We start from the raw sequence: 22,996 nt of genomic DNA on the forward strand, positions 1-22,996 counted from the left end.
GGCATGCAGGACGACCTTATCAAACGCGTGGAAGAAATCCAGGCGATCAGCGCTGTACCAACGATTCTTGAAACCGTCGCAGCGCTCACCGGGCTGCGCTTCGTCTGCATCGCCCACGTCACCGACGACTCCTGGACCGCCTGCGCGGTGCTCGACCGGCTCGATTTCGGACTGGTGCCCGGCGGCACGCTGGACGTGACGACCACGCTGTGCGAGGAAGTACGCGACACCGCCCGCGCCGTCGTCATCGACAGCGTGGAAGGCAGCGAGCGTTACCGCGAACACCACACGCCGCGCCTCTACGGTTTCCAGAGCTATTTTTCGATTCCCGTCTTCCGTACCGACGGCAGCTATTTCGGCACCCTGTGCGGCCTCGATCCAGAGCCGGCGCGCCTGACCGAGAAGGCCACCGTCTCGACCCTGCACCTGTTCGCCGAACTGGTGTCGAAGCAGCTCGACGCCGACTCGGACCTGGTCGCGACCCGCGCGGCACTCCTGGACGAACGCGAGACCGCCGAGTTGCGCGAGCAGTTCATCGCCGTGCTGGGGCACGACCTGCGTACCCCGCTTGGCGCCATCCTGCTCGGCACCGATATCCTGAAACACAAGCATGCGGACCCGGCCAGCGCGCCGGTAGTCGAACGCATCCGCCGCAGTGCCACGCGCATCGCCTCGCTGGTGGACGACGTCGTCGATTTCACGCGCGGACGCATGGGCAGCGGTATCCCCATGCGCCTGCGCGACGCGGCGCTCGACGGCTACCTCGAGCAGGTGGTGGACGAGTTGCGCGGCCTGTATCCGGAGCGCGTGATCGATGCCGTCATCGTACCTGGACTGCGCCTGCATTGCGACCCGGAGCGTATCGCCCAGCTGCTGTCGAACCTGCTGAAAAATGCCCTGGTCCACGGCTTCGACCACACGCCGGTGGCGGTGCGCGCGGCCATGGCCGGGGATGAGTTCATCCTGTCGGTCACCAACCAGGGACGCGAGCTGGCGCGCAAGGTGATCGACCAGCTCTTCAAGCCCTACTGGCGCGCCTCTTCGCGTTCCGGCAACGAAGGCCTGGGGCTGGGCCTGTACATCGTCGACCAGATCGCGCGTGCCCATGACGGCAGCATCGACGTGCACTCCGACGGCGGCAGCACCAGCTTCGTGTTCAGGATGCGGGCCGCCGACGCGGCAGGCCGGGGCCGGTAGGCCCGTCCGGGGCGCTTCCCGACAGGAGGCCGCCATCCATCGCACCAGCTTGCGATTCGTCGCATGCGGCTGGGCGCACGCTGCGCCTGGGGCAATCATGTGTTTTTCGATGACACGGATTGCACCATGGCCCTCTCCCCTTCCCGCCCGACCACCCTGCACGCCTTCGTGCGCGCTGGCGCCACCGCCCTGCTTTGCCTGCTCGCCGGCCTTGCCGCGGCAGCCGCGCCACGCCCGGCGCTTGAACTCGTCGGCGGCCGCCAGCTCGAATCGGTCACAGTGCGCAACCCGCAGGCGAAGGCGGTCGTCGTCTTCGAAAACGGTTCGCGCGCCACGCTCGACGGCTGGGGGAAAGTGATGGATGCCGTCAGCCCGAGCGCCACGGTGTTCGCCTATAACCGGCCCGGCTATGCCAACAGCGCCGCGGCCAGTACGCCGCGCGACGGCGCCACCATCGTCGAGGAACTGCGCGCAACCCTGAAGCAGAAGGGACTGGCGCCGCCCTATGTGCTGGTCGGCCATTCGCTCGGCGGCCTGTACATGCAGCTGTTCGCGCGGCGCTATCCGAACGAGGTGAGGGGCCTGGTGCTGGTCGATGCGCTCTACCCGCGCGTGGTGAAAAAGCCCGAGGACTTCCCCTGGACCACGCGGGTCGCCAAGCGCCTGTTCTTTTCCAAAACGGTGCAGCAGGAGATCGACGCCATCCACCACACCGGCGAAGCCGTGCTGGCGCTGCCCGCCATCGACGACAAGCCCATCATCCGCCTGGTCAACCAGCCGACCTCCGCGACGGCGATCGCGGTCGACTTCGGTGCCTTCAATTTCGACCCGCAAACGCGTGCCCTGGTGCGCGGGCTGTACCCGAAGGCGAAGACGATCGTCGCCGATTCGTCGCACCAGATGCAGAGCACCAGCCCGGAACTGGTGGCAGGCGCGATCCGCGAGGTGCTGGCGGCGCCGGCACAGTAAGCGCTGGCGGAATCCGCGGGTTCAGTACAATTGCCGTATCACCGACAACCTGCCACGCCCATGCTCACTCTCGAACAGCGCCAGCAGTACCAACGCGACGGCTTCATCGTCCTTCCCGGTTTCAAGGATGCAGGGGCGATTGCCGCCCTGCGCCGCCGTGCCGAGGAAATCGTCGAGGCCTTCGACCCCAGCCAGTCGCGCGCCATCTTCACCACGCGCGACCAGGAGCGCGCCAGCGACGACTGGTTCCTCGGCTCGGACAACACGGTGCGCTGCTTTTTTGAAGAAGAAGCCTTTGGCCCTGACGGCCAGCTGCGCCAGGCCAAGGCACTGTCGATCAACAAGATCGGCCATGCCATGCACGACCTCGACCCGGTCTTCTCCCACTTCACGCGCGACCCGAAGCTGGCCGCCGTGGCGCGCGATCTCGGCCTGGCCGAATCGCAGGTCTGGCAGTCGATGTACATTTTTAAACAGCCCGGCATCGGCGGCGAAGTGCGCTGGCACCAGGACGCCACCTTCTTCGACACGACACCGATCAGCGTGACCACCTTCTGGTTCGCGCTGGAAGACGCCACGGTCGACAATGGCTGCCTGTGGGCGGAACCGGGCGGGCATCGCGGCCCCTTGCGCGAGCGTTTCCTGCGCGACGGCGACCGGGTCACGATGGAAAAGCTCGATGCCACGCCCTGGCCGGATGACAGTACCGCCGTGTCGCTGGAAGCCGAAGCGGGGACGCTGGTCTGCTTCCATGGGCTGCTGCCGCATTACAGCGCGCCGAACCGCTCGCCCGTGTCGCGCCATGCGTTCACCCTGCATGCGACCGATGCGCGCACCGCGTATTCGGCACGCAACTGGATCCAGCGCGATGCCGGCTTTCCGGTGCGGGGATTCGTCCTCTAAGGCAGGGGCAGCGGGGCTACATGCACGACATCTGGATTTTTCTTGGCGCACTCTGCTTCGTAGTTGTCTTCAGCATACGCGACGTCAAGCGGGCCAACGGCATGCGCTGCGCAACGCAGCCGGCCAATGCGCCCGCTGCGCAACGCCGCTGCGGCCCTGGTTTCTCCGGCACATTCCCTACCGCTACTCGAAAATTCGATCGGCCAGCAAAGTCGAGGTTTGTGTCCCCTGTTACGCGCGCTACCGGTGACACCGCCGCCTGTTCTGGATCGGCGTTGCACTCTCGCCGGTGGCGATGATCGGGCTGCTCAAGCTGTTCGGCTAGTAGGGCGAACTGCTGGGGTCAGGTCTGACATTCAGACACGGCCTCATCCATAACCGGGGCGAACTGCTGGGGTCAGGTCTGACATTCAGACACGGCCTCATCCATAACCGGTGTCCGAGGCGCATGCGCATACTGCCGCGGGCCGTTCCGACATCACCGTCCGCATTCCTCAACAAGTCATTGCCTCCAGCATGAGCGTAAGCGCAGAGCTCGTGTCCGAATGTCAGACCTGACCCCAGCCTTTGGGCATGAGCGTAAGCGCAGAGCTCGTGTCCGAATGTCAGACCTGACCCCAGCCTTTGGGTACTCCACTTGATGTAGCAAAACTACTCCACGCGACCCGAATTCGATTGACAGCAGTGCCCGGTTAACGGAATCCTTCCTGTCAGTGCGATGGTCTTTTGTTATTTGAAATTGGAAATAGTAGTTTTAATACGATCGCCACGCACACAACAGAGCCATTACTTGGCCGTCAAAATCGTTACTCATCGGAGGAGACCATGAAGACCTTACCACCGCTTTCGGCCCTGCTTGCCGCCGCCCTGTGCACCATGTCCGTCCAGGCACAGGCTGCCACCCCACCCGCCCAGGCCGGCAACAGCCAGGCCGTCCTGCTGCAGGGCTTTCACTGGAAATCGTCCAGCTATGCCAACCCGAACTGGTACAACACCCTGCAAGGCAATGTCGCCGACCTGAAGACGATGGGCTTTACCCACGTCTGGTTCCCGCCGCCATCGGACTCGGCCGCGGCGGAAGGCTACCTGCCGCGCCAGCTCAACAATTTGAACTCGCGCTATGGCAGTTCGGCCGAACTGACCAATGTGGTGCGCGCCTTTACCAACAACGGCATCAAGGCGATTGCCGACGTGGTCGTGAACCACCGCGTCGGCAATACCGGCTGGTCCGACCTGAGCAACCCGAACTGGACCACCCATGCGATCGTCAACAACGATGAATGCAATTGCGGCCTGGGCAATCCCGACACGGGTCCGGGCTTCAACGCTGGCCGCGACCTCGACCACAAGAATGTCGGCGAAGTCCAGAACGGCATCGTCAACTGGCTCAACTACACGATCAAGCCGGTCGGCTTTTCCGGCCTGCGCTTCGATTACGTCAAGGGCTTCGGCGCCAATTTCGTCGGCCAGTACGCGAATGCCTTCAATGCCGAGTTCTGCGTCGGCGAGCTGTGGAACGACCTGGACCTGAACAACATCGACGCCCACCGCCAGGGCATCATGAACTGGATCAATGGCACCAACAACAGCTGCGGCGCCTTCGATTTCACGACCAAGGGCCTGCTCAACGACGCGCTGGCAAACGGCAATTACTGGCGCCTGAAGGATGCCGCCGGCAAGCCGCAGGGCGCGATGGGCTGGTGGCCGGCGATGGCGGTGACCTTCGTCGACAACCACGATACCGGGCCGTCGGAATCGTGCGGCGTCGGCCAGAACCACTGGCCCGTGCCCTGCGGCGCGGTGATGCAGGGCTACGCTTATATCCTCAGCCATCCGGGTATTCCGACCGTCTACTATCCGCACATCTATAACTGGAACCTGAAGTCGGGCATTGCCGCGTTGATGAAGGCGCGCAAGACGGCCGGCGTGCATTCGACCTCGCCGGTCGCCATCCAGCAGGCCACGCAGGGCCTGTACGCGGCGATCATCACCGGCACGACGCGCCAGCTGGCCATGAAGATCGGCCCGAACAACTGGAGCCCGGGTACCGGCTGGACGCTGCAGACGTCGGGAACGAACTACGCGGTGTGGATGAAGTAAAAGAGCCTGCCGAGGCGAAGCGCGAGACATACAGATATTCGCGGAGTTGATCGAACTGGTGCGCACCCCGCGCACCAGTAATCACTCAGCAGTTAAACCATGCCTCCGTAAAAACAGAAACTAAAATACCTATTACTAACATTTCGGTAGAACAAGTATCGGATAATGAGGGCTCATCCAATGTAACTATTCCGGAGGAAGCGATGTTCCAGAAAGCCCGTCATCCCGCACTGCCCCAGCGCCCACACATCCATGCCTTGCGCGCGCTGGCCCAGGCCAGCGCCCTGCTGGCCGCGTTGACGGTCTTCGGCGCAGCGCCCGCCTCCGCCGGAACGAACGGCGACATCGCCCGCATCGAAAACGGCCTGCGTCCCGTGGTGGCGCTGGCCGGCGCGCCGGTCGTCACCAAAACGCTGGCCGAGGAAATGCAGCGCCTGCACGTGCCGGGCGTGAGCGTCGCGGTCATCCGCGATGGCAAGATCGCGTGGGCGAAGGGCTTCGGCGTCGCCTACGCGAACGGCCCCGCCGTCACCCCGAAAACGCTGTTCCAGGCCGCCTCGATCAGCAAACCCGTCACCGCCCTGGCCACGCTGCGGATGGTCGAGTCAGGGGAGCTCTCGCTCGACGCCGACATCAACACCCTGCTGAAGGACTGGAAGCTGCCGGCAGCCGACGGCAGCAACGCGACGGTCACCGTGCGCCAGCTGCTCTCGCATACGGCGGGCACGAGCGTGTCGGGCTTCCCGGCTATGCCGCCGGCAAGCCGGTACCGACGCTGCGCCAGGTGCTCGATGGCACCGCGCCCGCGAACACGAAGCCGGTGCGCGTCGACAGCGCGCCAGGCGCCGACTTCCGCTATTCCGGCGGCGGCTACACGGTGCTGCAGCAGGCGCTGATCGACCGCAGCGGCCGGCCTTTCGACGCGCTGCTGCAGGACAGCGTCCTCAAGCCCGTCGGCATGGGCGACAGCCGCTTCGCCCAGCCGCTGCCGGCCGCCCTGCTCGCGCGCGCCGCCCTGCCGCACGACCGCAATGGCCAGGCCTACGAGGGTGGTGCCTACACCTATCCCGAACTGGCCGCGGCCGGCCTCTGGACCACGCCCACCGACCTGGCGAAGTTCGCACTGGCACTGCAGCGCGCCGCCCTCGGCAAGGACAAGCGCCTGCTGTCGAAGGAGACGGCGCGCACGATGCTGCGCCCGGTCCAGAACGGCTATGCACTCGGACTGGCAACGGACGGCACAGGCACCACAGCTTCGTTCGAACATGGCGGCAGCAACATGGGCTACCAGAACACGCTGTTCGCCTATACCGAACACGGCGACGGTGCCGTGGTCATGACGAATGGCGACGCCGGCGCCGAACTGGCGCAAAGCGTGATCCGGGCAATCTCCGCCGAGTACAAATGGCCCAGCTACCAGACCAGGGTACGCAAGGCGATCGCGCTCGATGGCGCCCGCCGTGCCGCGCTGCCAGGGCGTTACGTGACCCGCGAGATCGGCGACTTCGTCATCGAAGAACGTGATGGCCAGCTGATGATCGCGCTGCGCACGGGCCAGTACGAGCCCTTGTATGCCGAGTCGCCCGAGCAGCTGTTCGTGCTCTCGCGCGAAGCCGACCTGCACTTTGCGGCGGACGCGAAAAGCGGACGCCTGGTCTCGGGCGCCTTCGACATCGCCTTCACGCGCGCGGACTGAACCCGGCTACCCGGGAGGCAGCGGCGGGATCGGACACGCATCCCGCCGGCCGGATTTACATCAGGCGCACCCAGCCGCCCTTGTAGAGGATCGGGCCGCTCGGGCCTTGCGGATTCGGCGAGCCGCCGGCCGGTTCCAGGCTGACCGCGAGCAGGGCCACGTCGGCGCCGATGGCGTTGCCGGCCAGCGGCAGGGTCAGCTCGCGTCCGCGCCCGAGCACACCGAGCGAACGGGGCGCGCCCTGGCGCGGCACGGCCCACAGCTGCAGTACCTGGTTCGGCGTCAGCGGCGCCGCCGCCAGCACGCGCACGCGCAGCAGCCGGGCCTCACGGTCGGCGGTCACCACCAGTGCCGCCTGCGCCTGTTCGTCGATCAGGGTGGCGACATCGCTGACGGCCGGCCGCCCGGCTTCGTGGCGCGTCACCGTCACCAGCAGCAGCGTGGCCACCGCCGAGGCGGAAACGGCCAGCGTGCGCCAGAACGCCAGCGAGCCATTGCGCCAGAACTGCCACGCCGGCACCGCCGGCTGCAGGTCGAGGCGGCGTTCGATCGCCTGCCGGACGCGTGCATCCGGCTGCACCGGCGTGACGAATTCGGCCATGGCGCCGAGCCGCTCGCGCCATTCGCCGACCGTGCGGCGCAGGGCGGCGTCGCCGTGCATCAGGCCTTCGAAACGGCGGCGTGCACGTCCCTTGAGCGTACCAAGCACATACTCGGCAGCCAGCCGCTCGCGCAGCGGCTCGTTTCCTCGCAGGTTCATGCCAGCCCCTTTCCGCTCAGGCAGCCATGCAGGCGCGCCAGACTACGGCGGATCCAGGTCTTCACCGTGCCGATCGGCAGCGCCAGCTGCTGCGCCACGTCGCTGTGCGACAGGTCATGGAAAAACGCCATGCCCAGCACGCGCCGGTGCTTTTCCTCGAGCGCCGCCATGCAGTTGGCCAGGGCCTTTGCCTCGCTGCTCATCTGCAGGGCCTCGATCGGCGTGGCAGCCGGGTCGCGCATGGCCGCCAGCACATCCGCGTCGAACCCTTCGCCGTCGATATCGACCTCCTGGCGCGTGCGCCGCAACAGGTCGAAGGCCTTGTTGCGCACGATCGTCGTCATCCAGGTCATGGGCGCGGCCAGGGCGCCATCGTAATCGCGGGCGCTGTTCCAGATCGAGACGAAGCTGTCCTGCAGCACCTCCTCGGCCAGCTCGCGGCGGCGCAGGATGCGTAGCGCCAGGCCATACAGCCGCGGCGCGCTGGCGTCGTAGAGGGAACGAAAGGCGGCAGCATCGCGACGCGCGGCGCCAAGCAGCCATGTGCGCAGTTGAACCGGATCTGGTTGGGTTGCAGTGCTCAATGCTTGCCTGGGCAGGAAAGTGGATAAAAGTGCCGTCGCACAACGGCAGCGACCTTAGCATATTTACGGCCAAACCATGCCAAAAAATATGTTGAATCCGACATGCATCCGGCTGCGTACAAGCCTGGGTAGCCCCGCCACGCAAATGGCATCGCCACTTCTCCCTGGAAGCGCGTGACCGGGGCTGCCTTCTGCTTCACACGACGTGAAACACGCACACCCAATAACAACCGGAGAATGACATGGGCAAGTTGAAGAGCAAGCGTTTCTGGGCCGCCGCACTGGCTTCGGGATCGGTCGTCATGGGACTGGCCGCACCGGCCGGGGCCTCCAGCCACCGCGAGGCACCGTTCCTGACCAACGCACCGAAAGTGGACGGCACCGATTTCTACATGTTCCGCAGCTATGCCCCGGGACGGGCCGGCTTCGTGACGATGATCGCGAACTACACGCCCTTCCAGGACCCGCAGGGCGGACCGAATTTCTACCAGTTCGACCAGAACGCGCTGTACGAAATCCATGTCGACAACAATGGCGATGCCAAGGAAGACATCAGCTTCCAGATCCGTTTCAAGAACGCGTCGAAGCGCACTGCGCTCAACATCGGCGGCAAGCAGGTCCTGATCCCCCTGATCAACTCCTCGACCATCAGCGGCGTCAACCCGGCGGCCCTCAACGTGCGCGAAACCTATACGGTCGACATGGTGCGCGGCGACCGCCGCGGCGGTACCCGTACCCGCCTGGCCGGCACCAACGGCGCGACCGAATTCGACAAGCCAGTCGACAACATCGGCGAAAAGGTCTTCGGCGGCGCCGGCGGCTATGAAACCTATGCCAACCAGCACATCTACGACATCGCCATTCCCGGCTGCGGCACCGGCCGCGTGTTCGTCGGCCAGCGCAAGGAGCCCTTCTATATCGCGGTCGGCAAGATCTTCGACCTGTTCAACATGAACCCGCTGGGGCCCGAGTCCGGCGGCAACCGCAACGACCTCGAAAACAAGAACGTCAGCTCGATCGCCCTCGAGCTGCCGGTCGGCTGCCTGGTGGCGGCCGGCGAACCGGTGATTGGTGCCTATACCACCGCCAGCATGCGCCAGGCGCGCCTGATCAACCCGGCCCCGGCGTCGGGCATCAACAGCGCGGTCAAGGAAGGCGGTTCCTGGGCCCAGGTATCGCGCCTCGGCATGCCGCTGGTGAACGAAGTCATCATCGGCATGGACGACAAGGACCGTTTCAATACGTCGAAACCGAAGGATGACGGCCAGTTCGCCACTTACGTCACCAACCCGGTGCTGCCGACCGTCGTGGAAAGCCTGTTCCCGTCGGCCAAGGCGCCGGCGAATTTCCCGCGCACCGACCTGGTCACGGCCTTCCTGAAGGGTCTGCCGGGCGTGAACCAGCCGAAAAACGTGGTGGCGTCCGAGATGCTGCGCCTGAACACCGCCATCGAGCCGACCGCGCAGGCATCGCAGAATCCACTCGGCGTGGCGGCCGGCGACAACGCGGGCTTCCCGAACGGCCGCCGTCCGGCGGACGACATCGTCGACGTCTCGCTGCGGGTGGCGATGGGCGCCCTGTGCGTGCTGACCGGTAGCGGCGACGCGCTCGGCGTCGGCTGCAAGCCGACCGACGCCCCCGCCGGCGGCCTGCCGCTGACCGATGGCGTGCGCAAGGATGCGACGGCCTTCAAGCCCGCCTTCCCTTACCTGAACACGCCGCTGCCCGGCAATCAATGAGGAGCATCGCCATGTCCCACTATCGATCCTTGCCGCGGCTGGCGGCGGTCACCATCGCGCTGGCGCTGTCGCTGTCGGGCTGCGGCGGCAGCAATCACACCGTCACCTTGCCGGTTCCGCCGCCGACGGGCACCGTGCCGCCGCCCGCCACGGGCGACAGCTTCTTCGCCACCGTCTACGCCAAGGCGATTCAGCTGCTCGACAACGATGAGCCGGTGGCGATCGACCAGATCGCCGAGACCAGGCCGGACAACACGGAACCCGAACCGGTTCCTGCCGGCTGAACCCGGCCGCCGGCGCAGGAACGCATCCCTGCGCCGGTTTCAAAGGAGATGTCTTGTACCCGTCCATCCTTCTGTTGTGTGCGCTGGTGGCGCCGCTGCTGTTCCAGGCCGCGGGGGCGACCCCGCACATTCCCCCACGCGGCGACCAGGTGCTGGAACGCCTGCCCGCGCGCACCGACCCGGTCCAGCGCGAGCTGCTGCGCCTGCGCGCCAGCCTGAGCGCCAACCCGGCCGACATGAGGCTGGCCACGACGCTGGCGCGGCGCTACATCGAACAGGCGCGCCACGAAGGCGACCCGCGCTACCTCGGCTATGCCCAGGCGGCGCTGGCACCGTGGTGGGCCCGGCCGGAACCACCCGCGCCGGTGCTGGTGCTGCGCGCCACGCTGCGCCAGAGCACCCATCAATTCCGCGCGGCCCTGCGCGACCTCGACTTGCTGGTCAAGCGCGATTCCGATGACGCCCAGGCCTGGCTGACCCGCGCGACCGTCCAGCAGGTGATCGGCGAGCACGACGCGGCCTGGGCGAGCTGCATGCGCCTGTATTCGCGCGCGCCCGAACTGGTCGTGCAGACCTGCCTGGCGGCCGTGGGCAGCGTCAGCGGCCAGGGCCGCGCCAGCTACGACCGGCTCCGGCAGGCGCTGGCCGAACGTCCCGATGCCCCGGCGCCGATCCGCGTCTGGGTCGAGACCCTGCTGGCCGAGATGGCCGCGCGCCTGGGTGACGCCGCAGCCGCCGAGCGCCACTTCCGCGCCGCGCTGGCGCTCGATGCCGAAGACAGCTATCTGATAGGCGCCTGGGCCGACTTCCTGCTCGACGCCGGCCGCGCAGGCGAGGCGGCGCGCCTGCTGCAGGACCGGACGCGCGCCGATGCGCTGCTGCTCCCGCTACGCGATTGCCCTGAAAAAGCTGGGCGACGCCGATGCGGCGCGCCAGGGCGCCGTGCTGGCCGCCCGTTTCGACGCCGCCGCACGGCGCGGCGACACCGTCCACCAGCGCGAGCAGGCCCGTTTCGAACTGGCCGTGCGCGGCGACGCCGCGGCTGCCGTACGCCTGGCCAGGCTGAACTGGGCCGTCCAGAAGGAGCCGGCCGACCTGCGTATCCTGGCCGAGGCGGCGCTGGCATCAAGCGATCCTGAAGCGGCGCGCCAGGTGCGCGACTGGCTGGCCCGCAGCGCGCTCGAAGACCGCACGCTAGCCTCCGCGTGGACGCAGCCGGAGCCGCGCCGATGAACCGTCCCCTCTCTCTTTCCTGCTCGCGCTGCTCCTCCTATGCGCGGCGCCGGCACAGGCGCACAAGGCCAGCGACAGCTACCTCAGCCTGCGGGTGCAGGACGCGCGCATCGAAGGCCAGTGGGACATCGCCCTGCGCGACCTCGAGATGGCCGTGGGCCTGGACGGCAATGGCGACGGCGCCCTGACCTGGGACGAGGTACGGGGCCGCCACCAGGCGATCGCCGCCTATGCCCTCTCTCGCCTGGCACTGGCAAACGAGGACCGGGCCTGCCCCCTGCGCGTCACCGGCCACCTGGTCGACGAACACACCGATGGCGCCTACGCGGTAGTGAAGTTCGACGCCGCCTGCGCCGCCACGGTCACGCAACTGGCGGTGGATTACCGCCTGCTGTTCGACATCGACCCGCAGCACAAGGGATTGCTGCGTTTGGAGCACGCGAGCGGCGCCTCGAGCGCGATCTTCGGCCCCGACAGCGCGCACCAGATCCTGTCTGTACGCGACGCCCCGCGCTGGCGCCAGTTCGGCGACTATGTCCGCCACGGCGTCTGGCATATCTGGATCGGCTTCGATCACATCCTGTTCCTGCTGTCGCTGCTGCTGCCGGCCGTGCTGGTCCATCGCGGCGGCGCCTGGGAAGGCCGTGCCACCTTCCGCGCCGCCACGCTGGAAGTGCTGCGCATCGTCACCGCCTTCACGCTGGCGCATTCGCTGACGCTGACCCTGGCCGCGCTCGGGGTGCTGTCCCTGCCCTCGCGCCTGGTCGAATCGGCAATTGCCGCCTCGGTCATCCTGGCCGCCCTCAACAACCTGTGGCCGCTGCTGCAGCGTGCCCGCGCCGTGGTCGCCTTTGCATTCGGCCTGATCCACGGCTTCGGCTTTGCCAGCGTGCTGGCCGACCTGGGCTTGCCGCCAGGCGCGCTGGCGCTGTCGCTGGTGGGCTTCAACGTGGGTGTCGAACTGGGCCAGCTGGCCATCGTCGCCCTGTTCCTGCCGCTGGCTTACCTGCTGCGCAACGGGACGTTCTACCGCCGCGTGCTCATGGCCGGCGGCTCGGTGGCGATCATCCTGCTGGCGACGGTGTGGCTGGCCGAGCGCGCGCTCGATTTGAAGCTGATGACATGAACGGGGCGTGGCGTCCCTGGCGACCCATGTATCAGCTTTTTTACAAATCCGGATGGAGCTTGCTTGATAGATGCCATTAGAATACTTTCTCCAAATTAAAACTAAAAACAGGGGAAACATGATCCGTTTGCCAATCGCCCTGGCGGCGCTGTGCCTCAGCGTGTCCGCTTTCGCAGCCGACCCTTTCGACGACAAATTCCGCCAGCTCGACGAACTGCTGCCGACCCCGACGACGATCCGCACGGCTTCCGGCGCACCGGGCCACGCCTACTGGCAGCAACGGGCGGACTACACGATCCGCGCCACGCTCGACGAGGCGAACCGTTCGATCCGGGCCGCCGAGACGGTCACCTACCACAATAATTCCCCCGACACCCTGCACTACCTGTGGGTGCAGCTCGACCAGAACATCTACAAGCCCAATTCCGACGCCCGCATGTCGGCCACCTCGGTCGCGCGCGAAGCCTGGGTCAAGCCGCGCAGTCCGGAAGAAGGCATGAAGTTCGACGCCATGCGCACCACGCTCGAAGGCCTGACCTTCGAGGGCGGCTTCAACATCACGGCCGTCAAGGCGGGCGGACGCAACCTGCCTTTTGTCATCAACCGCACGATGATGCGCATCGACCTGCCGCAGCCGCTGAAACCCGGCCAGCGCTTCTCGTTCAACGTCGAATGGAACTACAAGATCAACGAGCAGAAGGTGCTCGGCGGCCGCTCGGGCTACGAGAAGTTCGACGAGGACAAGAACGACCTGTTCGAGATCGCCCAGTGGTTCCCGCGCATGGCGGCCTATTACGACACCTACGGCTGGCAGCACAAGCAGTTCCTCGGCGCCGGCGAATTCACGCTCGAATTCGGCGACTACGACGTCGAGCTGACGGTGCCCTCGGACCATATCGTCGCTTCCACCGGCACCCTGCAGAACCCGGGTGCCGTGCTCACGGGCGCGCAGCGCGAGCGCCTCGAGCGCGCCCGGACGGCGAAAAAGCCGGTGCTCATCGTGACGCAGGCGGAAGCGGAAAGCGCGGAGAAGGCGCGCGCCGGCATCAAGGGCGGCACCAAGACCTGGCACTTCAAGGCGAAAAACGTGCGCGACTTCGCGTTCGCCTCGAGCCGCAAGTTCATCTGGGATGCCCAGGGCATCAAGAGCGGCGACACAAGCGTGATGGCCATGTCCTACTACCCGAAGGAAGGCAACCCGCTGTGGGAGAAGTACTCGACCCAGGCGATCGTCCACACCATCGAGCAGTACAGCAAATACTCCTTCGACTACCCCTACCCGACTGCGATTTCCGTGAACGGCCCGGTAGGCGGCATGGAATACCCGATGATCTCGTTTAACGGCCCGCGTCCGACCAAGGACAAGAAGACCGGCGAGATCACCTATGGCAAGCGCACCAAGTACAGCCTGATCGGCGTGATCATCCACGAGGTAGGCCACAACTACTTCCCGATGATCGTCAACTCGGACGAGCGCCAGTGGACCTGGATGGACGAGGGCATCAACTCCTTCGTGCAGACCCTGGCCCAGGAAGCCTGGGAAGAGAACTGGCCGGAGATGCGCGGCGAGCCGCGCCTGATCACCGACTACATGAAGAGCCGTAACCAGGTGCCGATCATGACCAATTCCGAGTCGGTGCTGCAGTTCGGGAACAACGCCTATGCCAAGCCGGCCGCCGCGCTGACCGTGCTGCGCGAGACGGTGCTGGGGCGCGACCTGTTCGACTTCGCCTTCAAGGAATACGCCCAGCGCTGGAAATTCAAGCGTCCGACCCCGGCCGACTTCTTCCGCACGATGGAAGACGCCTCCGGCACGGACCTCGACTGGTTCTGGCGCGGCTGGTTCTACGGCACCGACCCGGTGGACGTGAGCATCGACGGGATCAGCGAGTACACCGTCAGCACGCAAAATCCGGAAATCGAAAAGGCCTGGCGCCGCAAGTTGCGCGAGGCCGAACCGACTTCGCTCTCGGACCAGCGCAACAAGGGCATGCCGCGCCGCGTCGATGCGCATCCCGAGCTGAAGGACTTCTACAACGAGCACGACGAGTTCACTGTCACGAATGCCGACCGCAACAAGTTCAACGAGTCGCAGGAGAAGCTGGAAGACTGGGAAAAGGCCCTGCTGGCGTCGAACAAGCACCTCTACCTGGTCGACTTTTCGAATGTCGGCGGGCTGGTGACGCCGCTGGTGCTGGAGATCCAGCTCCAGAGCGGCAAGAAATACGTCGAGCGCATCCCGGCCGAAGTGTGGCGCTACTCGCCGAAGAAGATCACGAAGCTGATCGTCACCGACGAGCCGATGGTCGGCCTGACGCACGACCCGTATTGGGAAACGGCCGATATCGACCAGAGCAACAACGCCTGGCCACGCAAGGCCACGCCCTCGCGCCTGGAACTGTTCAAGAGCGAGCCGCCGGGCAACGACCTGATGAAGGACTTCAACACCAAGCTGAAGACCAAGGAAGAAAAGGATGCCGCGGCCGAGCAGCCGAAGAAGGAAGCGGCGCCGACCGTGCAATGATTGCGCTGTGAGCCCTTCGTAGGGTGGACGGGAGACCCGTCCACCCTGCAGCCGGTGGTTGCGCTGATCGTGCCGCCACCGGTTTCGTCGTCTAAACCAAATAGCACAGAAATGATCTTCCAGCACCTCGCGCGTCCGCTTCTCCTCGGCTTCGCGCTGACATTGACCCTGTCCACCCACGCCGCCGACAAGTTCGACGACAAGTTCCGCCAGCTCGACGAATTGCTGCCCACGCCCGGCATCACCCGCACCGCTTCGGGCGCGCCGGGCCACGCCTACTGGCAGCAGCGCGCCGACTATCGGCTGCGTGCCACGCTCGACGAAGGCCGCCGCGCCGTCAGCGGCAGTGGCACCATCACTTACCACAACAATTCGCCCGATACCCTGTCCTACCTGTGGGTGCAGCTGGACCAGAACATGTTCCGGGCCGATTCCGACAACCGCAAGATCGCCACCATCCCTTCGCGCGAATCCTGGCAAAAGACGGGTGCCGACGGCGTCAAGTTCGACGCCCTGCGCAGCAATTTCGACAGCCGCGCCTTCGAGGGCGGCGTCACGGTCACCAGCGTGAAAGGTACCGACGGCCGTCCGCTCGCCCACGCCATCAATGGCACCATGATGCGCATCGACCTGCCCCGGCCCTTGACGAGCGGCGCGCGCGTGTCCTTCGACCTCGCATGGCGCTTCAACATCCCGGAAGCGAACATCGTCGGCCGCCGCATGGGCTACGAGCGCTTCGACAAGGAAGACCGGAACGACATTTTTGAAATCGCCCAGTGGTTCCCGCGCATGGCGGCCTATTACGATGCCGCCGGCTGGCAGAACAAGCAGTACCTGGGCGACGGCGAATTCACGCTCGAATTCGGCGACTACGATGTCGAGCTGACGGTACCAGCGGACCATATCGTCGCCGCTACCGGCACCCTGCAGAACCCGGGCGCGGTCTTGAGCGCCGCCCAGCGCGAGCGCCTCGAGCGCGCCCGCACGGCGAAAAAGCCGGTGCTCATCGTCACGCAAGCGGAAGCGGAAGCCGCCGAAAAGGCGCGCGCAGGCGCGAACGGCGCCACCAGAACCTGGCGCTTCAGGGCCGACAACGTGCGCGACTTCGCCTTTGCCTCCAGCCGCAAGTTCATCTGGGACGCCCAGGGCGTCAGGAGCGGCGACAGCACGGTGCTGGCCATGTCCTACTATCCGAAGGAAGGCAACCCACTGTGGGAGAAGTATTCGACCCAGGCCGTCATCCACACCATCGAGCAGTACAACAAGTACGCCTTCGACTATCCGTACCCGGTCGCCATTTCCGTCAACGGCCCGGTGGGCGGCATGGAATACCCGATGATCTCGTTTAACGGCGGACGCCCGACAAAAGACAAGAAGACGGGCGAATTGACGTATTCGAAGGCGACCAAATATGGCCTGATCGGCGTGATCATCCACGAGGTCGGCCACAACTACTATCCGATGATCGTCAATTCGGACGAGCGCCAGTGGACCTGGATGGACGAGGGCCTGAACTCCTTCCTCGAGTACCTGGCCGAGCAGGCCTGGGAAGACGGCTTTCCTTCGCGCCGCGGCGAGCCGCGCGCCATCGTCGACTACATGAAGAGCCGCAACCAGACGCCGATCATGACCAATTCCGAATCGGTCCTGCAGCGCGGCCCGAACGCCTACGGCAAGCCGGCCACCGCCCTGAACATCCTGCGCGAGACGGTGCTGGGGCGCGAACTGTTCGACTTCGCTTTCAAGGAATACGGCCGCCGCTGGAAGTTCAAGCGGCCCACGCCGGCGGACCTGTTCCGCACCATGGAAGACGCCTCCGGCACGGACCTCGACTGGTTCTGGCGCGGCTGGTTCTACACGACCGACCCGGTGGATGTGAGCATCGACGGCATCAGCGAGTACACCGTCAGTACGCAGAATCCGGAGCTCGAGAAGGCCTGGCGCCGCAAGCTGCGCGATGCCGAACCGCTGTCCATCAGCGACCAGCGCAACAAGGGCATGCCGCGCCGCGTCGATGCGCATCCGGAACTGAAGGACTTCTACAACGAACACGACGAATTCACCGTCACGAATGCCGACCGCAACAAGTTCAACGCGTCGCAGGACAAGCTGGAAGACTGGGAAAAGGCCCTGCTGGCATCGAACAAGCACCTGTACCTGGTCGACTTCTCGAACGTCGGCGGCCTGGTGACGCCGCTGGTGCTGGAAATCGAACTCCAGAGCGGCAAGAAGTACGTCGAGCGCATCCCGGCCGAAGTGTGGCGCTACTCGCCGAAGAAGATCACGAAGCTGCTTGTCCTCGATGAGCCAATGGTGGGGTTGACCCAGGACCCGTATTGGGAAACGGCCGACATCGACCAGGGCAACAATGCCTGGCCGCGCAAGGTGACGCCGTCGCGCCTGGAATTGTTCAAGACCCAGCCGCCTGGGAACGACCTGATGAAGGATTTCAATGCGCCCATGAAGAAGCCGGAAGCAGCGACGACCCCGCCGGCAAAGGTCGCGCCATGAGCACCGGCCGCTTCAAGGCGCTGGTCGCCGCCACCCTGCTGGTCGCCAGCGCGCTGGTGTCGGCGCACCGCTTCCACGCCGGGATCACGGACATGTCGTTCAACGCGCGCAGCGGCAGTACCGAGATCGTGCACACCTACATGGCGCACGACGTCGAGGCCCTGCTGGCCAACCTGTACGGTCGCCAATTCGACCTGTCAGATCCCGAAGACCAGGACGTGCTGCGCAAGTATGTCGAGCCGCGCTTCTGGCTGCAGGGGCAGGACAAGGCACGCCTGAACACGCGCTGGGTCGGCATGACGATCGACGCCGAGCGCGTCGTCATCTACCAGGAGATGGAACATACCCCGCTATGGAAGGCCAGCGTCGTCCACGATGCCGTGCTGGTCGACTTCCTGCCCGACCAGGTCAACACCGTCAACCTCGACGAGGGTAACGGCGTGCGCACCCTCACCTTCAACCGTACTGTCACCGAGCAGCCGGCGCGCTGACACCGACCGTGCCGAATCTCCGCTGCCTTCCCTGCGCATTGGCTGCGCTGCTTGCCTGCCCCGTCCAGGCCGACGACCTGGTGCTGCAGCGGGTGCTGGTCGAAGGTTCGCGCATGAGCCAGCTCGGCATCGCGGAATCCGCCAATGCCGGCACGGTCAGCCAGAAGGAACTGGCCGCGCGCACGGCCTACCGCCCCGGCGAAATGCTCGAAGCGATGCCCGGCCTGATCGCCAGCCAGCACAGCGGCGAAGGCAAGGCCAACCAGTTCTACCTGCGCGGCTTCAATCTCGACCACGGCACCGATCTCGCCACCTCGGTCGACGGCATGCCGGTCAACCAGCGCAGCCACGCGCACGGCCAGGGCTGGACCGACGTGAATTTCCTGATTCCTGAACTGGTCGGCCGTCTCGACTACCGCAAGGGCCCGTATTCCGCGAGGAACGGCGACTTTTCGGCTGCCGGTAGCGCCGATGTCAGTTATGCCAGCCGCCTGGCGAAGAACATTGCCAACCTCACGCTGGGCGAGTACGGCCATGCGCGTGCCATGGTGGCCGGCTCGCCCGAGCTGGCCGGCGGTACCCTGCTGTATGCGCTCGAAGCGCTGCATAACGACGGCCCGTGGACGCGGCCGGACGACTACCGCAAGGTCAACGGCGTGCTGCGCTATAGCCGCGGCTACGCGAACAATGGCTGGAACGTGACGGCGATGGCTTACCGCGGCCGCTGGCACGCGAGCGACCAGATCCCGCTGCGCGCGGTCGATGCCGGCACGCTCGGTCGCTTCGATGCAATCGACGACACCGACGGCGGCAATGCGCGTCGATTCAGCCTGTCCGGCGCCTGGCGCCAGACCGGCAACGATGCGGCGACAAAGCTCAGCGCTTACCTGATCCGCAACCAGCTGGCGCTGTTCTCGAATTTCACCTACTTCCTGAACGACCCGGTGAACGGCGACCAGTTCGCCCAGCCGGACCGGCGCGTCACCTCGGGCCTCGACGCCAGTCACACCCTGCACCTGCACCGCGGCGAGACGATGGCTTCCGACCTGACCGTTGGCGCGCGTCTGCAGAACGACAACATCTTCAACGGCTTGTACGACACCCGCGCCCGTGCACGCCTGTCGACCACGCGCGAAGACCATATCGTCGAGACCAGTGGCGCCGTGTTCGTGGAGAGCGCGACACGCTGGAGCGAGGCCGTGCGCACGGTGGTGGGCCTGCGCGCCGACCGCTACCGCTTCGATGTCAGGAGCGACCGCGCCGCCAATTCGGGCCGCGCCGGCGACACCCAGGTGAGCCCCTCGTTCAGCCTGATCCTCGCGCCCCTTCCCGCGACCGAGTTCTACCTGAATGTTGGCCACGGCTTTCACAGCAACGACGCGCGCGGCACGGTGGCAAGGATCGATCCGGCCAGCGGCGACCCGCTGGAACGCGCCCCGGGACTGGTGCGCGCACGCGGCATGGAACTGGGCCTGCGTACCGAAGCCATCCCGCGCATGCAGACGGCGCTGTCGCTGTATCGCCTCGATATCGCCTCGGAACTGACCTACATCGGCGACGCCGGCACGACCGAGGCGGGCGAGGCCAGCCGCCGCACCGGCGTCGAGTTCTCGAACTACTGGAAGCCTTGGAAGTGGCTGTCGCTGGACCTGGACGCGGCCTTTGCCCGGGCACGTTCACGCTCGGGCGCACGCATACCGGGCGCGGTGGAAGGCGTCGGCCAGCTGGCCCTGACGCTGGGCAAACTCGGCCCCTGGTCGGGAGCCCTGCGCCTGCGCTACTTCGGCCCGCGCCCGCTGGTCGAGGACAACAGCGTGCGCTCGCATGCCAGCACCACGCTCAACGGCCGCATCGGCTACCGGATCGGCAAGGACATGCAGCTCGAACTGGAAGGCTTCAACCTGGCCAACCGGCGCGATTCCGCCATCGACTACTACTATGCCTCGCAGCTGGCGGGCGAGGCCGCGCCGCGCGAGGACATCCATTTCCATCCGATCGAGCCGCGCAGCCTGCGCCTCTCCGTCACCAAAACCTGGTAGGCGACGCCGGCGGGCACCTTCACTCCTGCCGGGGAAAGGTGCTACGCTAGCGGGATGACAACATCCGAACCACCCTTCACCGACCCTTCCCGCATAGCCGACGCCTTGCGCGGCGAAGGCTATGCGCTGGTGCGCCCGCAGGACGTGGCGCGCCTGGCCGGCTGCAGCCTGGCCGAGCTGGACACGCTGGCAGCGAGCTGGGACCGCCTCGAACTGGACAACTACCTGAAGGACGGCGGCCGCTACCGGCGCCGCCGCCATTCCTGCTTCGTCGATACCGCCGGGAAGCTGGTGCAGACGCCGCACCGCGCGCACTGGCAGCCGGTCGAGTACAACGCCCTGCACGGCGGCATGCATCGCCTGTTCGAGCCGATCGAGCTTGATACCATCGCCAACCCGGCCTGGCAACGCCTGCTGGGCGCCCTCGGCGCCGTCTGCACGAGCGTGCGCAATGTCCAGCCCCGGTACGTGGAAGCGCACCAGTTCCGCATCGATACCGCCGACGGCATCGGCCGCCCGACGCCGGAAGGCGCGCACCGCGACGGCGTCGATTTCGTCGCCGTGATCCTGGTCCAGCGCCACGGCATCAAGGGCGGCGAGACGCGCGTGTTCGAAGCGAACGGTCCGCGCGGCCAGCGCTTCACGATGCAGGAACCCTGGACCCTGCTGCTGCTCGACGACGCGGCCGTGATCCACGAGTCGACCCCGATCCAGCCGCTGGCGGAGCATGGGCATCGCGATACGCTGGTGCTGACCTGGCGCGCGGGAAGCTTCCAGGGCGAAGGGGTGTAAGGTTCGCGAACGCTGGGCTTTGGCATGAGCGCCACCCTACGGCTGCTGCCAGGTAACGCGTGGGCACGGAGTGCCCACCCTGCGGCTGGCGAATACAGGCAAAAAAAACGCCCGCGTACCTGGGGGTAGCGGGCGGCAATCCAGTATTTCGGAGAAAACTGGAGGAGACAGTTCCAATATAGCGCGATTTTTTGTGCATCGCAATACGGTAGAACTACGAGCGCGTCTCAAAGCTTCCCCCGTTTTCGTAAGAATTTTCTGACGCCTTGCATGTGACATGCATATTTTTGGTGCGGCGCATCATGATCGTGCAACCGGGACCGCCTATGCACCATCACTGGGCGCCCCCTGCTGTCAGCCCTGCCGTATGCTGCCCTGCGGCGTGCTCGGCTGGTCGGTGACGGCGCAGGCGGGCCGGTCCGGACAGCGCCGCCATCTGCCTTGACCTTTTCCTGTCCAGCCTGTCTTGCCGTGGCGGTCGCCATGGCACGTGACGATGCACTGTGCGTTTCCCGGGGTAGCCACGTGGCGGGTGCCACCGTGCCCAGTTGCGGTTGAGGCCGTGTACTTGCCCTGGCCGGCAGGGCACCGAGGGCCTGGTCAGGCGCATCGGCGCCGCAGGGCGATCCGGATGGTGCCGAGTTCGCCGCCGGTCCTGGGGCGCCGGCGGAGGCGCCCTCCTGCGCGCTGGCAAATACGGGGAGTGCCGCCCACATGGCGGCAAGCAGCAAGGAATGGTTCATCGCGGCCTCCTTCAAAACGTCCATTGTAGTACCCGCGCCGACCGCGGGCGCCGGCCCAAAAATCGCGGAAGCGGCGTCGGCTTGTCATGCAATTTGATAAACTCCTTCATTGCGTCCTTACACGCGCAACCCGCTCCATCACGCAACCGGAACCCACGCCCATGCCACCATCGACTCCACGCCTCTTGTCCCGCGCCGTCCTGGCCTTTCTCGTCCTGTCCGCGCTGGCGGGCTGCGGCAAGGGCAAGGACGAGAAGAAGGATGCCGCGCCGACGCCGGCCCTGACCGTCACCACCGGACGGCCGGCCACGGCCAGCCTGCCGCTGCGCCTCGGTGCCAACGGCAACGTCGCCCCGGCAGGGAGGCGATCGTCGGCAGCGAGTCGGGCGGCCTGCGCCTGCTTGATGTGCGGGTCAACGTGGGCGACGTCGTCAAGAAAGGCGAAGTGCTCGCCGTATTCTCGGCCGACACCGTCAACGCCGAAGTCGCGCAGGCGCGCGCCGCCCTGCAGGAAGCGCAGGCGAATGCCGCGGAAGCGGCCGCCAACGCCAGGCGCGGCGAAGCCCTGCGCGCATCCGGTGCGATGAGCGAGCAGCAGGTGGCGCAGTACGTCACGGCCGCGAATACCGCCGCCGCGGCGCGGGTGGCGGCGGCGCGCGCCACGCTCAGCCAGCAGCAGCTGCGCCTGCGCTACACGCAGGTGGTGGCGCCGGACAGCGGCATCATCTCGGCGCGCAGCGCCACTGTCGGTGCCGTCGTCGGCGTCGGCACCGAACTGTTCCGCCTGATCCGCCAGGGCCGCCTCGAGTGGCGCGCCGAAGTCACGGCAAGCGACATCGGCCGCATCAAGCCCGGCACGAAGGTGACGGTGAAGGCGGCGAACGGCAGCGAGGTCGCCGGCAAGGTGCGCATGGTCGCGCCCACGGTCGACCCGCAATCGCGTACCGCGCTGGTCTATGTCGACCTACCGCCGGCGCTGTCGGCCAACGCGCCCCTGAAGGCGGGCATGTTCGCCGGCGGCGAATTCGAACTGGGCGCCTCGAGTGCGCTGACCGTGCCGCAGACGGCGATTGCCGTGCGCGATGGCTTCAGCTACGTGTTCCGCCTGAATACGGACAACCGCGTCAGCCAGCTCAAGATCGACACCGGCCGCCGCCTGGGAAACGCATCGAGGTGGTCAAGGGGCTGGCGGCCGACACGCCGATCGTGGTCAGCGGCGCGGGCTTCCTGAATGACGGGGATCTGGTGCGCAACGTCGCGGCGCCTGCCCCGGCCAAAGCGGCCAAGGTCGCGGCGCGCTGAGGA

17 protein-coding genes and 1 pseudogene are annotated in these 22,996 nt (G+C 66.2%); 16 read left to right on the forward strand and 2 right to left on the reverse strand.

Annotation, left to right across the window (positions count from 1 at the left end; all coding sequences use genetic code 11):
• Nucleotides 1-3: 3 nt before the first annotated feature.
• From G4G28_RS20365 to G4G28_RS20390, 6 genes are all read left to right on the forward strand, one after another.
• Nucleotides 4-1,197: an ATP-binding protein gene (locus tag G4G28_RS20365; RefSeq protein WP_182989688.1), complete on the forward strand. Its 1,194-nt coding sequence runs from the start codon at nt 4-6 to the stop codon at nt 1,195-1,197.
• Between the two features lie 126 nt (nt 1,198-1,323).
• Entirely contained in the window at nt 1,324-2,166 is an 843-nt protein-coding gene (locus G4G28_RS20370) for an alpha/beta fold hydrolase (RefSeq protein WP_183107763.1), read from the forward strand.
• 60 nt (nt 2,167-2,226) lie between these two features.
• On the forward strand, nt 2,227-3,069 hold the full coding sequence (locus G4G28_RS20375; RefSeq protein WP_182989690.1) for a phytanoyl-CoA dioxygenase family protein: 843 nt from the start codon (nt 2,227-2,229) through the stop codon (nt 3,067-3,069).
• A gap of 825 nt (nt 3,070-3,894) precedes the next feature.
• Entirely contained in the window at nt 3,895-5,169 is a 1,275-nt protein-coding gene (locus G4G28_RS20380) for a glucan 1,4-alpha-maltotetraohydrolase domain-containing protein (protein ID WP_182989691.1), read from the forward strand.
• A gap of 203 nt (nt 5,170-5,372) precedes the next feature.
• Nucleotides 5,373-6,065 (forward strand): serine hydrolase, encoded by a 693-nt coding sequence (locus G4G28_RS27645; RefSeq protein ID WP_183107764.1) that lies wholly within the window; start codon nt 5,373-5,375, stop codon nt 6,063-6,065.
• Nucleotides 5,954-6,865 carry a serine hydrolase gene (locus G4G28_RS20390; RefSeq protein WP_267875253.1) on the forward strand — a complete coding sequence of 304 codons (912 nt, stop codon included), beginning with the start codon at nt 5,954-5,956 and terminating at the stop codon, nt 6,863-6,865. Before G4G28_RS27645 ends, G4G28_RS20390 begins: the two co-directional genes overlap by 112 nt.
• Nucleotides 6,866-6,920: 55 nt before the next feature.
• On the opposite strand, the gene G4G28_RS20395 is transcribed toward G4G28_RS20390, so the two are convergent.
• Nucleotides 6,921-7,625 carry an anti-sigma factor domain-containing protein gene (locus tag G4G28_RS20395; protein WP_183107766.1) on the reverse strand — a complete coding sequence of 235 codons (705 nt, stop codon included), beginning with the start codon at nt 7,623-7,625 and terminating at the stop codon, nt 6,921-6,923.
• Nucleotides 7,622-8,209, reverse strand: coding sequence for a sigma-70 family RNA polymerase sigma factor (locus G4G28_RS20400; RefSeq protein ID WP_229425222.1), 588 nt, complete (start codon nt 8,207-8,209; stop codon nt 7,622-7,624). Before G4G28_RS20400 ends, G4G28_RS20395 begins: the two co-directional genes overlap by 4 nt.
• A 242-nt stretch (nt 8,210-8,451) precedes the next feature.
• Between G4G28_RS20400 and G4G28_RS20405 the strand changes: the two genes are divergently transcribed.
• From G4G28_RS20405 to G4G28_RS20450, 10 genes and pseudogenes are all read left to right on the forward strand, one after another.
• Entirely contained in the window at nt 8,452-9,948 is a 1,497-nt protein-coding gene (locus G4G28_RS20405) for a DUF4331 domain-containing protein (protein WP_183107767.1), read from the forward strand.
• 11 nt (nt 9,949-9,959) lie between these two features.
• Nucleotides 9,960-10,232, forward strand: a complete 273-nt coding sequence (locus tag G4G28_RS20410) for a hypothetical protein (protein ID WP_183107768.1) — start codon at nt 9,960-9,962, stop codon at nt 10,230-10,232.
• Between the two features lie 53 nt (nt 10,233-10,285).
• Entirely contained in the window at nt 10,286-11,371 is a 1,086-nt protein-coding gene (locus G4G28_RS20415) for a hypothetical protein (RefSeq protein ID WP_229507750.1), read from the forward strand.
• Between the two features lie 113 nt (nt 11,372-11,484).
• Nucleotides 11,485-12,591 carry a HupE/UreJ family protein gene (locus G4G28_RS20420; protein WP_183108495.1) on the forward strand — a complete coding sequence of 369 codons (1,107 nt, stop codon included), beginning with the start codon at nt 11,485-11,487 and terminating at the stop codon, nt 12,589-12,591.
• Between the two features lie 118 nt (nt 12,592-12,709).
• Complete coding sequence (locus tag G4G28_RS20425; protein WP_182989698.1) at nt 12,710-15,115, forward strand: M1 family metallopeptidase; 2,406 nt, start codon at nt 12,710-12,712, stop codon at nt 15,113-15,115.
• 111 nt (nt 15,116-15,226) lie between these two features.
• Entirely contained in the window at nt 15,227-17,626 is a 2,400-nt protein-coding gene (locus tag G4G28_RS20430; RefSeq protein WP_182989699.1) for a M1 family metallopeptidase, read from the forward strand.
• Nucleotides 17,623-18,117 (forward strand): DUF6702 family protein, encoded by a 495-nt coding sequence (locus G4G28_RS20435; protein WP_182989700.1) that lies wholly within the window; start codon nt 17,623-17,625, stop codon nt 18,115-18,117. The genes G4G28_RS20430 and G4G28_RS20435 overlap by 4 nt, the downstream gene beginning before the upstream one ends.
• An 8-nt stretch (nt 18,118-18,125) precedes the next feature.
• The gene (locus G4G28_RS20440; RefSeq protein ID WP_229425223.1) at nt 18,126-20,156 is read left to right on the forward strand and encodes a TonB-dependent receptor; all 2,031 of its coding nucleotides are present in this window, start codon (nt 18,126-18,128) and stop codon (nt 20,154-20,156) included.
• Between the two features lie 54 nt (nt 20,157-20,210).
• Nucleotides 20,211-20,948 carry a 2OG-Fe dioxygenase family protein gene (locus tag G4G28_RS20445; RefSeq protein WP_182989701.1) on the forward strand — a complete coding sequence of 246 codons (738 nt, stop codon included), beginning with the start codon at nt 20,211-20,213 and terminating at the stop codon, nt 20,946-20,948.
• 904 nt (nt 20,949-21,852) lie between these two features.
• Nucleotides 21,853-22,993, forward strand: a pseudogene (locus G4G28_RS20450) (efflux RND transporter periplasmic adaptor subunit).
• Nucleotides 22,994-22,996 lie beyond the last annotated feature (3 nt).

This window comes from Massilia sp. Dwa41.01b, assembly GCF_014171775.1.
Classification (GTDB): Bacteria; Pseudomonadota; Gammaproteobacteria; order Burkholderiales; family Burkholderiaceae_D; genus Telluria.